General features: G+C 35.7%; 10 protein-coding genes. All 10 read left to right on the top strand.

The window, feature by feature from the left end:
- Positions 1-50: 50 nt before the first annotated feature.
- Positions 51-1,019: a LacI family DNA-binding transcriptional regulator gene (locus GHD00_RS00200; RefSeq protein WP_163536084.1), complete on the top strand. Its 969-nt coding sequence runs from the start codon at positions 51-53 to the stop codon at positions 1,017-1,019.
- Between the two features lie 282 nt (positions 1,020-1,301).
- Positions 1,302-2,720, top strand: a complete 1,419-nt coding sequence (locus tag GHD00_RS00195) for an ABC transporter substrate-binding protein (RefSeq protein ID WP_163536083.1) — start codon at positions 1,302-1,304, stop codon at positions 2,718-2,720.
- Between the two features lie 27 nt (positions 2,721-2,747).
- Positions 2,748-5,678 (top strand): extracellular solute-binding protein, encoded by a 2,931-nt coding sequence (locus tag GHD00_RS00190; RefSeq protein WP_240468543.1) that lies wholly within the window; start codon positions 2,748-2,750, stop codon positions 5,676-5,678.
- The gene (locus tag GHD00_RS00185) at positions 5,671-6,558 is read left to right on the top strand and encodes a carbohydrate ABC transporter permease (protein WP_163536082.1); all 888 of its coding nucleotides are present in this window, start codon (positions 5,671-5,673) and stop codon (positions 6,556-6,558) included. Before GHD00_RS00190 ends, GHD00_RS00185 begins: the two co-directional genes overlap by 8 nt.
- A 31-nt stretch (positions 6,559-6,589) precedes the next feature.
- A complete protein-coding gene (locus GHD00_RS00180) occupies positions 6,590-7,471 on the top strand; it encodes a carbohydrate ABC transporter permease (RefSeq protein WP_163536081.1) in 882 nt (293 codons plus the stop codon).
- Positions 7,472-7,489: 18 nt separating this feature from the next.
- Positions 7,490-9,511 carry a YIP1 family protein gene (locus tag GHD00_RS00175; protein ID WP_163536080.1) on the top strand — a complete coding sequence of 674 codons (2,022 nt, stop codon included), beginning with the start codon at positions 7,490-7,492 and terminating at the stop codon, positions 9,509-9,511.
- On the top strand, positions 9,504-11,774 hold the full coding sequence (locus GHD00_RS00170) for a DUF5696 domain-containing protein (RefSeq protein WP_163536079.1): 2,271 nt from the start codon (positions 9,504-9,506) through the stop codon (positions 11,772-11,774). The genes GHD00_RS00175 and GHD00_RS00170 overlap by 8 nt, the downstream gene beginning before the upstream one ends.
- Positions 11,771-12,634, top strand: coding sequence for a carbohydrate ABC transporter permease (locus GHD00_RS00165; RefSeq protein ID WP_163536078.1), 864 nt, complete (start codon positions 11,771-11,773; stop codon positions 12,632-12,634). The genes GHD00_RS00170 and GHD00_RS00165 overlap by 4 nt, the downstream gene beginning before the upstream one ends.
- A 13-nt stretch (positions 12,635-12,647) precedes the next feature.
- Positions 12,648-13,613: a carbohydrate ABC transporter permease gene (locus GHD00_RS00160; protein ID WP_240468542.1), complete on the top strand. Its 966-nt coding sequence runs from the start codon at positions 12,648-12,650 to the stop codon at positions 13,611-13,613.
- Positions 13,614-13,695: 82 nt separating this feature from the next.
- Entirely contained in the window at positions 13,696-17,043 is a 3,348-nt protein-coding gene (locus tag GHD00_RS00155) for a GH36-type glycosyl hydrolase domain-containing protein (RefSeq protein ID WP_163536077.1), read from the top strand.
- The last annotated feature ends 76 nt before the right edge of the window (positions 17,044-17,119 follow it).

The following is a 17,119-nucleotide window of genomic DNA, read 5'->3' as shown; positions in this document are numbered from 1 at the left end:
ACGTTTCAATAGAGTCTGAAAAATTTGTAGAATTGAGAAGAGGTAAGCAATTGACTACGTTAAAAGATGTTGCGAAAAAAGCTAATGTGAGTATCTCCACTGCATCCTATGCTATTAATGGCAGTAAATTAATTTCACAAGCTACAAGAGACAGAGTCTTACTAGTTGCTAATGAATTAGGATATCATCCTAACGGGAACGCTAAAAATTTGAAGAGGAATAAAAGTGATATTATCGGACTCTTCTTAAGCGGATTTAGAGGTCCCTTTTTCAACGAATTGTTAGAAGGTATTCAGAATGAAGTGGAAAGAAATGGATATGAGATGGTGGTTTGTGCATCAGCAGATATGCATCGTTTACTAAAAGAACGATATGTAGGAGGAGCAATTATATTAAATTACCATATTCCTAATGATTTGCTGGAGGTGTTAGCAAGCGAGAAATATCCTGTTGTTGTATTAGATCGAGAGATTAAAAATCCTTATATAAAGGAAATATTACTACCTAATAAATATGGGATTGACTGTGCGGTCAATTATTTGGTGGAAAAAGGACATCAGCAAATTGGTTTCATTGCAGGTTCAGAAACATCGTTTGATGGAGAAAAACGTTTAGAAGGTTTTAAAGAATCGCTTGCCAAAAGAGGGATGTCTTATAATAAGAGAGACATTATCAGAGCAGACTTTACTGAAGTCAGCGGATTGTTAAGTATGAAAAAATACTTAGAAACCAACACCGATTATCCCACAGCATTTATATCAGCAAATGATGAGATGGTAATGGGAGCCATTCAAGCCACCCAGGAAAAAGGTTTGAATATACCAACTGATATAGCCTTTGTGGGATTTGATGATATTGAATTAGCTAAATATTTTCAACCGCCATTGTCTACAGTTCGTGTTCAGAAAAAAGAATGGGGAGAGACAGCTGCAAAAACTTTATTCAAAATGATTCATAAAGAAAAAGATTTCGAAATTGACCAAATTCCAATTCAATTTATATCGCGTTCCTCGTCTTAAAAATGGAAAGTTTCATTTATATAGTTTTAAGGAGCGGTGGAGAATTAATTAATCCAAAATGTGAAAACGGATTCATAATTGATTATAAAGACAGCTAGATTGTTGAAAAGTATATATCCTATTAGCTGCATTTTTGCTGGTTACTAGATGTTAGATATGGTAATCATTTTTATTTGACTTCAATTGAAACGTTTCAATAACACTTGTTATGCGGTTCATGAATATCAGCACAGATTAGACAAAGTGATATAAATTAAAACAAATACAGAGGAGTGTAATGTTATGAAAAAGTGGTTCTCGCTAATGGTTCTTGTTGCATTGTTTTCTTTGTTAGTCGCATGTAGTGATGATTCAGAAAGTTCAGAAATGTCAGAGGCTGATAACACAAATGAATCAAATGAAACCGATAACAATAACGTTTCCGATGAAGATAAAGAGCAAGTAACACTTACAATGGCTAGCTGGTCTTTTGGTGCAGAAGGAGATACAAATATCAACCGGCTAATGCTTGAAGCTTTTATGGAGGAATATCCACATATTACCGTAGAAATAGACGAATCGATTAGTGATCCTTGGGAGGAATCATTAGCTTCTGCTGCAAGTGCAAGTGCAATGCCAGATGTATTTTCCCTTGCGACTGTACCAACTGGTATTGCTAATGAGTGGATGTTAGATGTAAGTGAGCTTGCAAAAGAGGATAAAGAATTCGAATTATTGCCGGATTCCGTTATTGCTTCCATTACTGTTGGTGATCAAATTTATGCAATCCCTGCTTCACAACATATGTTAGGGTACTATGTCAATAAAGATTTATATGAAGACGCAAATCTTGATGTACCATATTTAGGCATGAGCCTCGATGAATTTAATGAAGCAATTCGTAATGTTACAAACGTTAACCAAGGGGTAGTTGGTTTAAATCAAACTTTCTCTATAGTGGATTGGTATCCTGCAGCAGCCAATGAAGATCTTGGTTGGTATACCTATAATGAAGAAGGTTTTCATTTAGATAGTAATGAATTTATTAGTGGGATTGAGTTTACTCAAAATATTAATAGTAATGGTTATGCTTTTGAGCCTTTAAGTGACGATCAAAAAGCTAATTTCAATGGTGAAAATGCTAATGAAGTTTGGTATAACGAAGGAATTGGTATTAAATGGGATGGCACTTGGGCAATCAGTGCTTTTTCACAGAATGCGGATTTTGAATGGGACTTTATAGGAATTCCAGGTGAAAGAGATGTTATCACACATGATTATTATGGTATTTCCAGCTCTACCGAACATCCTGAAGAGGCTTATTTGTTAGCGAAATGGATGGGCTTTGGCAAAGATGGCTATTTAGAGCGACTCGCTATAGCTGACGAAGTAGAGGAAGTGACCTTAGATCGTTTACCGTTAATTACAGATGATGAAGTAATAAACGCATATTTTGAGACAGTAAATGTTCCAGGATTAAAAGAAGCATTTAAAAATATAGATAATGCTGTGGTGGAGCCATTTAAGACAACGCCTGGTTATGCGCAAGCTCGTTGGAAGGCACCAACTGGTGTAGAAATCGGCGATGAACCAAATGCGACAATATCAACTCTTATTAACAATGCAGTGTCTGGTGAGATCAATTATGAGAATTATGCTAGTCAAGTAAATGAATTAGCAAATAGTAAGTATCAAGAGGCGTCGGAAGCAATGGGTCAGTAAGGGAAGAAAAGTTGAGGAGGTAACAACTTGAAGATTAAAGCGATGTTTGTATCACTAATAATGCTGTCTTTAATTCCAGTGTCAATGGTACAGGCTAATGAACAAAGTGAATCAGAAGTTGATGAACAATTGGAAGAACAGCGTTATCACCTCAAACTCAACGAATGGCAGAATCAAGGTTTGGATAGTATTGCTCATTACGAGCAATCTATCCCACCATCTGCTTTTATAAATATTGATGATGAAGAGCTATTACCATCATCACAAAGCAATGGTTATGAGGATAGTGTGTTCTATTGGCGTAATCAAGATTCTTTAACTGTTGAAGTAGAGGTGGATAAAGAAGGGTTGTATGAAATTGGTTTTGATTATTTGCCGCAAGGTGATTCGATTATTCCAATAGAAGGTGCCATCCAAGTGAATGGTGAATACCCTTATTCAGAGAGTAGGCGGATTGTTTTTCCAAGCTATTGGAAGAATGAAACAGAAGATTTTAAAACAGATCGATCAGGAAATGAAATCATTCCAAGGCAGGTTCGATTGAAAGAATGGCAACACTTAAAAGCAGAAGATTCTCAATATTTGTATAAACGTCCGTTGCAATTTCATCTGAATGAAGGAAAGAATACCATTACTTTAAATAACTTAAGAGGAGAAATGTTAGTCGGTAATGTATACATTACCTCCGTAAAACAAGTGCAAACATATGAGGAATATCTGAATAGCTTTTCAGAAGCTGAACAACAAGAAGGTTTAATCAAGTATCAAGCAGAACACCCTTCAGAAAAGAACAATTCATATATAAGGCCAATGGCTACAGAAGACCCTGCTGTTACACCTTATGACCTAGACAGGTTGTATCTAAATACATTAGGTGGAGATTCGTGGAATACAGCTGGGCAAACAGTCAGCTGGGAAGTTGAAGTAGAAAAAACAGGTTTCTATCGTTTATCATTCAAAGCATTACAGGATAAAGCATCTAATGCACCAGTTTATCGAACATTGCTTATAAATGATGAAGTTCCTTTTGAGGAAGTAGAGCAATATCAATTTAAGCACAGCAAGAAATGGTATAACGAAACATTTAGTAATAATGAAGGAGATCCCTACTGGTTTTATCTAGAAGAAGGTAAAAATAAGATAAGTTTAAAAGCGGATACCTCTCCACATGCACGTGTCATATTTACCATTGATGATGTCATGCAAGAGATTGATGAGTTATCCCTGTCTATTCGTAAATTAACAGGGAATCAACAGGGAACTCGTGATTGGGATATTGAAGAATACATTCCTGGTATTGATGAACAATTATTAGAATGGGCTAATCTATTGGAAGAAGAAATGGCGTATTTAATGTCTTTAAATAATGGTGTTGAATCTACTGAGATTTCTTCTATGAAAATAGCTATTGATAAATTAAAGAAATTAGCTGCTGAGCCGGATGAAATTCCGAGTCGTTTAACAGAGTTATCGACGGGGTCTAATTCGGCAGCACAATTTTTAGGTAATATACGAACACAGTTAACAAACCAACCGTTATTGTTAGACCAATTTTATGTGCATGGAGATGTGAGACTTCCAGATGCAGAGGCGGATTTATGGACAAAGACGAAAGACTCTACACTTAGTTTTTTTAAATCTTTCACAGAAGAAAACCTTGCTACATCAGATGTGTCAGAAGACACATTAGAGGTGTGGGTAAATCGTCCGAGACAATATGTAGAGTTATTACAAAATATGACAGATCAAAATTTCACACCGGAAACGGGTATTAAAGTGAAATATTCGCTTATGCCAGATGAATCAAAACTAGTATTAGCTAGTGCAGCTAATACACAGCCTGATTTAGCAATTGGAATTAGTAACTGGGTTCCTTACGAGTTAGCCATTCGTGGAGCTGCAGTAGATCTCAGGCAATTTGACGATTTTGAAGAAGTGGGTCAGCAATTTTCTCCTGGTGCCTTTTTGCCATTAATTGTTGAAGATAATGTATATGCCTTGCCAGAAACACAGGACTTTTTTGTACAGTTCTATCGCAAGGATATTATGGAGGAACTTAATCTTCCTATCCCTAATACTTGGGATGAAGTAACAGAAATTCTTCCTGAGTTACAAAGGTATGGTTTAAACTATTATACTCCGTTAGCGGAAGAGTCAGCGTTTAAAGCTTTTCAGACTACTTCGCCATTCATCTATCAATTCGGCGGAAAAATATATCAAGAAGATGGACTTGGTGCTGCCATTGATGAAGATAAAGCCTTGGAAGGTATTCAGTTTATGTCAGATCTTAGCACGATTTACAGTATGCCGCTACAAGTACCAAGGTTTTATAACCATTTTCGATATTCTACTTTACCAATTGGTGTAGCACCATTTGGTACTTATGTAGAATTAACGACAGCTGCACCTGAGATTTCCGGTTGGTGGGATATAACACCACAACCAGGAATAGAACAGGAAGACGGAACTGTAGAAAGGTGGGCAGCAGGATCTGGACAAGCTTCGATGATCTTTGATGGAAATGAGAAAGAAGAAGAAGCATGGGAATTACTAAAATGGTGGATGTCAACAGAAACCCAAACGGAGTATGCCGTTACGATGCAAACGCTATTTGGACCAGAATACATGTGGAATACAGCTAATCTAGAAGCGTTTGAAGAATTACCTTTGCCAGAAGAACATAAAGACGTGATTCTAGAACAATGGGAGTATTTAAGAGAAGTACCGAAAACGCCTTATTCTTATATGGTAGAAAGAGAGATTAGTAACGCATGGAATAGAGCGGTGTTTGATGGTGAGAATGTAAGGGCTTCAGTAGATGACAGCGTCATATTAATTAATCGAGAGATGCGGAGAAAGCTAGAGGAATTTGGGTATATGGAAAATGGTGAGGTAATAAAACCTTACCCAATACCAACAATTGAGAAGGTTGAAGGGTGGCTGGAAGTTAATGAATAATAATAATCATGTTAGTACATCAGTGTTTCTAGCACCTTATTTAATTTTATTTACGACGTTTATTATTATCCCAGTGGTCATCGCAATAGGCTTATCTTTTACCTATTTTAACACGATAGAGATGCCATCTCTTATAGGTTTAGAGAATTATGTGAATATCCTGACACAAGATAATACATTTATGCAATATGTATTACCAAATACACTGATTTTTTCTTTAATTGTCGGACCTGGAGGCTATATTCTAGCATTTTTATTAGCTTGGATGTTAGCGCAAATTTCAAAAGGACCTAGGACAGTACTTGCTTTGATCTTATATTCGCCTTCCATGACTGCAGGAGTTGCAATGGCGGTAGTTTGGAAGATTATCTTTAGCGGGGATGAAACAGGTTATTTAAATAATTTATTAATATCGATAGGTTTTATTAATGAACCCATTCAATTCCTTCAATCCCCTGAATACTTGATGATAATTATGATTGTTGTGACATTATGGGGAAGTATGGGAGTAGGTTTCTTAGCCATGTTATCTGGTGTTTTAAACATCAATCAAGAAATATATGAAGCGGCATATATTGATGGGATTAAAAATAGGTTTCAAGAAATTGTATATATTACCATTCCTTCTATGAAACCGCAAATGTTGTTTGGGGCTGTTATGGCTGTCGTACAAACATTTCAAGCCGGAGCAATAGGGGTGGAATTATCTGGACAGAACCCTACACCACAATACGCAGGACAGTTAATAGTAAATCACTTAGAAGATTTTGGGTTTATTCGATATGAGATGGGTTATGCAGCAGCTTTATCCGTTTTATTACTCTTGTTTATTTATGGGTTCTCTAAGATAGCTATGAAGTTATTTGCTGAAAAAGATTAAATAGATAAATTAACTAATTAGGAGGGATTGGATGGCCTCGTTTCATGGATCAAAAATTAATCCAGACCGATTTCATAGAAGTCAGCTTAAATTTTACTTTATCTTAATTCCGATGGCAGTGCTAATGATGCTTCCAATTGTTTATATATTTTCACATGCATTAAAGCCAATAGATGAGCTATTTGCCTATCCGCCAAGATTTTTTGTTCAAAAACCAACTTTACAAAATTTCCAGGATCTTGTGAATAACTCGAATGCAACAGGTGTTCCAATGTCAAGGTATTTATTTAATAGCATAGTAGTAACGATTATTGTCGTGTTTTTTACAGTGGTGTTTAGTGCAATGGCTGGTTATGCTTTATCGAAAAAACAGTTTAAATTAAAGAAAACTATTTTTGAAATTAATACTCTTGCATTGATGTTCGTACCTGCTGCTGTTACTATCCCTCGATATCTATTAATCGATGAAGTAGGTTTGTTAAATACATTTTTCGCACATATTTTTCCATTATTGGCAATGCCAGTAGGGTTGTTTTTGGTAAAGCAATTTATTGATCAAATACCAGACGAACTAATTGAAGCGGCATTAATAGATGGTGCTACAGATTTTCAAATTTTTAGGAAGATTATCATTCCATTAGTGAAGCCGGCTATTGCGACTATTTCGATCTTAGCTTTTCAAGCAGTGTGGAACAATGCGGAAACTTCCACTTTATTTGTGGATGATGAAAATTTAAAGACATTCGCCTTTTTTATGTCCACATTAGCTGTTGATGCGGGTAGTGGTAATACAGTTGCAGGGCAAGGAATGGCAGCAGCTGCTTCCTTAATAATGTTCGTTCCAAACCTCATTATCTTTATATTTATGCAAAGTAAAGTAATGAATACAATGGCACATTCAGGTATTAAGTAATTTAGAGGAGGAAGGGAAATGAAGAAGTTTTTCATTGCAGCGTTTGGCCTATGGTTAATCCTACTGTTTCCCACATATTCCTCTGCTTCCGTTTCTGTACCATATAAGACAGAAACATTAACAGCTGATGGAAATGTAATTGAAACACAAACGGCTTATGTCCCGATTGGATTATTTGCAAAGGGTTCGGAGATTGTAAATCCCGAGGATATATATATTGATGAGAATGATCACGTGTTGATCGCAGATTCGGGCACTCAAACTGTAAAAAAATTTAATACTAAAGGAAAACTCATTCAAGAATATGGTGAAGAAATTTTACAGAAACCAATAGGAGTTTACACCGATCAAAATGGTAGCGTCTATGCAGCAGATTATGGAAACGAAACTGTATTTAAATTTGAAGAAAATGGAGAACTAATCGAAGAGTATACTAGGCCTGATGAGCCATTGTTTGGGAAGAATGCCCCTTATAAACCAGAAAAAATCGCAATTGATCAACGTCAGAATATTTACATTATTGGTGAAGGTGCAACAAATGGGATTATCCAATTAAGTCAAGACGGAACTTTCTTGGGGTACTATGGGGCAAACACACTAGAGCCAACTATGGGAAGTGCTTTGCAAAATTTTATCACGACTCAAAGAGAACGAGCTAACCTGTTTTTAAAGGAACCACCTGCCGCTAGCAATGTTGCTATTGATGAACAGGGACTCGTCTATACAGTGACTTCAGGCACCACTTGGGAGGCTGTTCGAAAATTAAACATTGCTGGTGGTAATATTTTGCCTCCTAGTATTACAGAGGATACAAACTTAGTAGACATCGCTACTGGTCCTATTGGTAACATATACACAGTAGGTAGTGATGGTGTGATATCTGAATATGATAGTTCTGGTAATCTATTATTTTCCTTTGGAGGACAGACAAAAGCAACGAATAGATTAGGGTTAACGGTTCAGCCAACGAGTATCGATGTAGACAGTTCTGGCAGAGTCTATGTGACAGATCGAGAGTTAGGTGTCATTCAGGTATTTGAACCAACGGAATTTACGACAATACTGCATCAAGGTTTAGCTTTGTTTGAGGAAGGCTACTATGTTCAAAGTGAGCAATACTGGAATGAAGTATTAAAGTTGAACTCTTCATATGGACTAGCGCATACGGCAAAAGGGGAAGCATTATATAAGCAACAATTGTATGAAGAAGCACTTCATGAATTTGAATTAGCTAATGATAAAGAAGGCTATTCCACCGCTTTTTGGGAAGTGCGATATAAGTGGATGGAAGATCATTTAGCAAATGTAATACTCATTATTCTAATCCTGCTTTTCATACGTTTTGTGGTTAAATTGTTGGATAAAAAACGGAATATTTTGCAACCATTAAGAGCTTTCAAGTCAAATTGGAATCGTAATAAATTGCTGAGTGAAATTCTCTATATTAAAAATTTTATTAAACATCCACTTGATAGCTTGTATTATCTAAAAGAGTATGAAAAGGTGTCCATCTTATCATCCGCCGTCTTATATATTATCTTGCTTGTGGAATATGTTTTAATGATTTATTGGACAGGGTTTTTATTTACGGATCAAGCCTTAGAAGAAATGAATATATTCTTCGAAATAGGCAAACTTCTAATTCCGATTCTACTGTTTATTGTTGTTAACTATTTAGTAAGTACCATTACAGATGGTGAGGGAAGATTTAGAGATGTTTTTAATGGCACTATTTATTCTCTAGCCCCATATCTATTATTTATTTTGCCGATTACTTTAATCTCAAATGTTCTCACTTATAATGAGGCATTTGTTTACACTTTGTCTATGCAAGTAATTACGGCATGGTCGCTTATACTTTTATTTATAACGATTAAGGAAATACATGATTATACATTTTGGGGAACCGTCCGTAATATTTTGCTTACTTTATTTGGCATGTTTTTAACCGTATTAGTTTTCTTTGTCTTGTATGTCTTGTTTGATCAAGTATATGACTTCATAAGCTCTATCTTACAGGAGGTGATGCTGCGTGTTTAAGAAGGTGAAATGGTTAATACTCATTCTACTGCTTTTTTTCCCTATTCATGCTATTGCTAATGCATTAACAGAAGGTGAAGTAGATACAGAGGTCTCAGAAATTGAAGAAAAACGAACAAATCAAATGTTAAGATATCAATCCAACCAATACACTCAACCAGAAGTTGACGGTGCAGAATCAGAAGGAAATACTTTGATCGACTCCTATCAATTAATAGCGGAAAATGACAGTTTGGCTTTATATGTGGAAGAGGATTCCCTTGCGCTCCAAATAGAAAACAAAAAGACAGGATTTATTTGGATGTCTGGTCTTGATATGGATCAAGAATACAATTTGAACAACACTTGGACTAACATGGCTCATTCAGCAGTTACGATTGATTATATTAATGATGATGGCAAGGAATCAACAGAAAGTATATTAACAAATCAATCCGAAATAACAATGGAGCAGTTAGATAATGGTTTTAAAGCCGAGATAAGTTTTGAAGAAGCTGGCATAGCAGTGCCATTAGAGGTTCGATTAGATGGAGGTTCTATTAATGTTTCTGTTCGACAAGAAGGAATTAGAGAAGAGGATAATCGATTAGCAACGATGCGAGTGTATCCTTTTTTAGGAGCAGTTGAAAGTGTAGAAGAAAGTAATGGGTATTTATTTATCCCTGATGGAAGTGGTGCATTAATGCGCTTTTCAGAAAGGCATCTAGCCTCTTCCTCTCCGTTCCAAGCAACGGTATATGGAGAGGACCAAGGGTTTACACGAAGTCGTAATAATGAGGAAGATAACCGCATTGTACCACCTCAACAAGTTACGTTGCCTGTGTACGGTCTTGTCGATACAGTAAATAAAGATGCCTATTTTACGGTGATTGAGGAAGGTAAGAATTTTGCTGAGATATTAGCTTATCCATCCGGTATTTCAACCGACTTTCATTGGATAGCCACGGAGTATCATTACCGTTATCAATATTTTCAGCCAACAAGTCAAAAAATGGACGGCTATAATGTGTACCAGGAAGAAATAAACCAATTCGATATTCAAGAAAAGATCACCTTCTTAAGTGATGAGAAAGCAGATTATGTCGGAATGGCACAAACTTACAAACAATATTTAAAAGATAATAACATGTTATTGTCTAAAGGTGATGAGGTTGATACTCGATTAGAGTTCCTTGGGGGCGAAGTGAAAAGTGGTCTTATCTGGGATTCGGTTGTACCAATGACCAAAATCCAAGAGTTACCTCAATATGTAGAAAGGTTAAGAGCACAAGAAGTAAATGATTTTCATCTTGTCTATCGTGGTTGGTCAGATGGCGGATTAACAGGAACCTTGCCGAATAAGTTCCCATTTGAAAGTGTATTAGGAGACAAAAATGATTTCGAGGAAGTAAATCAGTTGTTCCAAAAAAATAATATTCCATTTTATTATTATACTGATTACACGAAGGCATTTAACAATGCTAAAGGATTTTCGGGAAGTACAGATATAGCAAGAAAAATAAATGCAGAACCAATTATTACGACTAAGAAAACCAATTATTATCATTTGAGTCCTAAGAAGTCATTGGAAATAATGGAGAAAGATAAGGAGAATTACCAAAAGCATCATATCAACCATTTAGCCGTAGATACAACCGCAAACACACTATTTTCAGATTTTAATAGTGATATGATGCGATCAGATGCTATTTCATTTTATCAAGATATGTTTGAAGAATTAAGTGAAAATATGAAATCTCTGTCATTTTACCAACCTAATGATTATATGCTTGCTTTAACGGATCGTTATCTTGATATACCGATGTATACATCTAATTATCAATTTGTAACAGATACGGTTCCGTTTTTACAAATTGTATTAAAAGGTGATATACCATATTATGCATCATTCTCTAACTTTCACTATAACCCAGAGGACGAATTGTTGAGAATGATAGAATACGGTGCATATCCATCCTTTTATTTAACATCAGAGCCATCTCATGAGCTGATGCACACGCCGTCAAATGACTTGTATACATCTCAATTTGACGATTGGGAAGATACCATAGTTGAGCAGTATAAAGTAATGAAGGAAACGTTAGGGAAAGTAGAAGGAGAAACCATAAAGGATCGTATTGTTCATGAAACAGGTGTAGTTGAAGTGAAGTATTCAAATGGTATATCCATTTACGTGAACTATACAAATAGGAAAAAAGATATAGATGGCATATCGATTGAAGAAAAAGGCTATAACGTTGTGGACCGGAGGAATCAGTCATGAAACAGTTGTCTTTAAAAAATAAAAAAAGCTTAGTCGGGTATTCCTTTATTTTTCCATGGATTATAGGCTTTCTCATTTTCACTGCTTTTCCTTTAGTATATTCATTGTTTCTTAGTTTTCAACAAGTCAAGTTAACACCTAATGGTATTGTCACAACTTACGTGAAATTTGAAAATTATATTTATGCTTTTACGGTGGATATTCAATATACACAAGTATTATTAAGATTTTTGCGTGAGTTAGTTATTTCTACTCCGATTATCATCGTATTTTCATTAATTATTGCTTTACTATTAAATCAACCGATACGATGGAGAACGTTCTTTAGAATGGTGTTCTTCCTCCCGGTTATTATTGCAAGTGGTCCAGTAATCATGGATTTAATGGAACAAGACGTTACTTCAATCCCATCGATTGAAGAATATGCAATCTTTGATGCGGTACTTTCTAATACAGAAGGCTTATTCCATACTATTTTGACTTATTTAATGGAAAATTTAGTCATTATTTTATGGTACTCAGGTGTACAAATTTTAATGTTTTTAGCAGCACTACAGAAAACGGATCGACAAGTATACAAAGCTGCAAAAATTGACGGTGCCTCAAACTGGGAATGTTTTTGGAAAGTAACATTACCTACACTATTTCCCATGATAATCGTCAATTTAATCTATACCATTGTTACGTATTCCATATTTGCGCTAAATCCGGTAGTCGAACATATTCAGAGTCAAATGTTTGAAATTTCGACAGGCTTCGGCTATGCCTCTGCGTTGTCCTGGATTTACTTCTTAGTCATTACGTTAGTCTTGGTTATTGGTGTAGGGGTGTTGATATTGGGGAATAAAAAGTATCGATAAAGGATGAATTAAAATGATGGATTCGAAGCAAAAAATGATTCAAAAAAAGAATATGAGTGCTTACCTAACGAAGATCAAGAGTTTTTTCTTAGGTGTTCAGGGGAACAATGGTTTTTTCTTAAAGCTTTGTGTATACAGTCTTTTGATTGTTATAGGGTTCGTATACTTGTATCCACTTATCTATATGGGATCCTATAGCTTTAAGTCCTTAGAAGACTTATTAAATCCATTAATCAATTGGATTCCATCAACTGTATATTTAGAGAACTACATGATAGCTTTTCAGGTATTAAACTTTTTTCCTACACTGGGACAAACACTTTATGTAACCATAATCCCATCTATTGCTCAAACAGCAATTGCAGCTATTATTGGTTATGGTTTTGCAAGGTATGAATTTCCTTTTAAAAAAATAATATTTGGAATTGTATTAATCACTTTTATCATCCCGCCACAGGTGTTGATGATACCAAGATATGTGTTTTTTAATGAGTTAGAGTTGATTGGAAGTATTTTCTCCTTCTTACTACCTGCTTTGTTTGGGCAAGGTTTAAATAGTACGATTTTTATTCTTATTTTTTATCAGTTTTTCCGTATGATGCCTAAAGCATTAGAGGAAGCTGCAAACCTTGATGGTGCTGGAAACTTCCGAGTATTTTTAACGATTGCTATTCCAATGGCTGTACCGGCGATTATCATTGCCTTCTTATTTTCCTTTGTTTGGTACTGGAATGAAACGACTTTAGCAAGTCTTTATCTTGGAAATGAACTAACAACCATACCAATTCAGCTCGAAAAATTTTCGGCTACATTCGATGAATTGAACAATAGTCAGAATAGTGAAGGTGCACAGGATATAAATGAAGGGATAAGTATGGCTGGAACATTGTTATCTATTTTACCGTTGTTAATTGTATATATTTTTACCCAAAGATGGTTTGTGGAAGGAGTAGACCGCTCAGGTATTACTGGAGAATAAGGTATCAAGTAGGTATGACTACTTATGCAATTAAATTGAAACGTTTCAAAATAAAAACGTAATTATATATAGGAGGATTATAATGTTGATGACAGAAAACACAACCATTAAATTAGAAGCAGGAGATTATTGTTTTTCCTTTTTAAATAGTGGTGATATGTATGAAGCTACTTACAAGTCTATTATGCTAAATCAGTTAATGTCGAACCCTGTAGACGGTTCGTTAAATAACCTTTTCTTACGGATTCATCAAGATGATGTAATTCAATATTTTCCATTACTTGGAGTTGATTCTAAAAGTGAAGTAGCCTATGGAGATAATGCAGTGATATGGACAGGGACCATTTATGACATAAAATATCAAGTTATCTTTACTTTAACTTCTAAAGGTGTATGGTTTTGGGATGTAAAAGTAAAAGGAAATGGTCAAGAAATAGATATTATTTATGGACAAGATGTAGGCTTGGCGGATAAAGGTGCTATTCGAAATAATGAGGCTTATGTTTCACAATACGTTGATCATTGCGTTTTTAATGACGAAAACAAAGGGTACGTAATTTGCTCCCGTCAAAATCAGGGGCAATCCTCAGGCTTTCCTTATATGCAGCAAGGTTCGTTATCGAAAGCAATAGGATATTCGACCGACGGCTTTCAATTCTTTGGAAAAGAATATAAAGAAACAAATCAGCCTAGTATTTTAACAAAACCATCATTACCTAATGAGGTTTATCAATATGAATTCGCTTATACAGCGTTGCAATCAGAGAAAGTAAATCTATCTGGTGAAGCACAATTTGTCTTTTATGGGTTATTTCGCGAAAGTCATGAGACAGCAGTAACGGAGCTAGAATATGAGGATTTGATTAACACGGCTTGGCAAGAAGTAGCTTCAACATCTCCTTCTATTCCTAATAAAGTTGAAAAAACAGATAAAAAAGCGGATATCGGCCTTCCGCTTAAGACGACATCAATGTCAGCAGAGGAAATAGAACACTATTTTCCTAATCGTCATCAAGAAGAAAAACTAGATGGTAACATGTTGTCCTTTTTCACAGATACTCATGAACATGTCGTATTGAAAGAAAAAGAGTTATTAGTGGAACGCCCGCATGGACACATTATTATGTCTGGGAATAATCATAAATTAAAAGAAGATACGATTACGTCAACGTCATGGATGTATGGGATTTTTAATGCTCAAGTGGTCGTGGGAAATACTAATTTTAACAAGCTATTGACCAATGCACGTAATGCTTTAAATATTGCTAAGACATCAGGGCAAAGAATTTATGTGGAAGTAGATGGTGTGTTTCATTTGCTTACGATGCCGTCTATGTATGAAGTAGGTTTTAATTATGCTCGCTGGTATTACAAAACGGGAAAGGAATTATTTATTATTACAAGCTACACGACATTAAATAATCCAGAGGTTACCTTAACCGTAGAATCAGAAAGTGACAAACACTATCGCTATCTTGTAACCAATCAAGTGGTGATGCATCCAAATGAATATGAGGTAGCTTATCATGTCAGTCGAGATGGCAATGTTGTCACTATTACGGCAGATCAAGCCTCGATGAATGCACCGGTTTATCCAGATTTGACATATAAGCTTCATTTGGAAGGAGCAGATTTTCAACTTACAGATGAGCAAAGATTAGTGAAGAATGTGGAAGCAAATGCAGCATCATTGCAAGTGTATGAAATAGAGGAAACAAATGGATGGAAAATGACGGTTCAGGGACTTTTGTATGGGGGAGATATCCCTGTTGCAACAGAGGATTGGGAGACGGAAAGAGTTAGATACCGTGATTACTATCGAAATGTAATGAATGGCTTCCAATTAACGCATCGAGGTGAAATCACTGAGGAACTTAACAAAATGAATGCTTTAGCATGGTGGTATACACACAATATGCTCGTTCATTTTTCTGTACCACATGGTTTAGAACAATATAGCGGTGCTGCTTGGGGAACAAGGGATGTATGTCAAGGCCCAACAGAATACTTTATGGCGACACAAAATTATGGTTCTGTTAAGGAAATCATTAAAACGGTTTATACGCATCAGTTTGAAGAAGATGGTAATTGGCCGCAGTGGTTTATGTTTGACAAGTATTTTCATATCCAAGCAGGGGAAAGTCACGGAGATGTTATTGTTTGGCCGTTAAAGGTGATTGGTGATTATTTAGCAGCTACGAAGGATTATGACATTTTACAGGAAAAAGTACCATATTCAAAACGTGATGATGGCTTTAAGCTAACCGATAAGCCAGTCTCGATTTTGGATCATGTGAAGAAAGAGATTCAGTATATAAAAGACCATTTCTTACATGATACCTTCCTATCTTCCTATGGTGATGGGGATTGGGATGATACGCTTCAACCAGCAAATGCACAGTTAAAGCAGTATATGGTTAGCAGCTGGACGGTAGCTTTAACCTATCAAGTAATAAATAAATTAGCAAATGTATTAAAGGAGGTAAATCCAGAAGAAGCAGAAGAGCTAGAATTACTCGCAAATGGTATAAAGAAAGATTTTAGAAAGTATATGTTACAAACCGATGTACTTCCTGGTTTTGTATATATGGAAAAACCGGATGAAGTGGAATTAATGTTACATCCAGAGGACACGAAGACAGGAATAGATTATCGATTGTTACCAATGCAGCGAAGTATGATTAGTGAACTATTGACGCCAGAAGAAGCAGATCAACATTATCAACTTATTAAAGAAAAATTATATTGTCCAGACGGTGTGCGATTAATGAATCGTCCTGCTAATTACGAGGGTGGTGTAAGTAAACACTTTAAACGGGCAGAACAAGCGTCTAATTTCGGTCGGGAAATTGGCTTGCAATATGTACATGCCCATATTCGTTATATAGAGGCAATGGCGAAGCTAGGGAAAAAAGATGAAGTTTGGCAAGGACTGCAAATGATTACCCCAATCGGTATCCAAGATGCTGTGCCAAATGCTGAAATCCGACAAAGTAATGCATACTTTAGCAGTTCTGATGGAAAATTTAACACACGTTATGATGCGCAAGAAAACTTTGGGAAATTACGAGATGGCACAGTTGCTGTTAAAGGTGGTTGGAAAATTTATTCCAGCGGTCCTGGTATTTATATGAATCAATTAATTTCTAACTGTCTCGGCATTCGCGAAGAAGAAAAAGGTTTAGTGATTGATCCGGTTCTGGATAATAAGTTTGATGGATTATCCCTAACATTTAAATTTAATAACAAGCCAGTCTCCTTTGTCTATCATTTAGGAAATGAGGCTAAAAAAGTCATGATCAATGGTAAAGCGGCGGAGCAAATAGAGGTCGTGGAAAATCGTTATCGTGAAGGAGGCTTCCGCATCTTCAAACAGGAAATAGAAGAGAAGTTTCATAATCAGGATAATGTTATTGACATTTATCTCTAAATGGAAGGCTACGATTCATCCTCCTATTTTTTTATTGTAGGAGGATGTTTTTCTAAAATTTGTCAAACTGATTACC

This window comes from Gracilibacillus sp. YIM 98692 (assembly GCF_010993965.1).
Taxonomy (GTDB): Bacteria; Bacillota; Bacilli; order Bacillales; family Amphibacillaceae; genus Gracilibacillus.
Note: the sequence above shows the minus strand (reverse complement) of the source record. Positions and strands in the feature narration are given on the sequence as shown.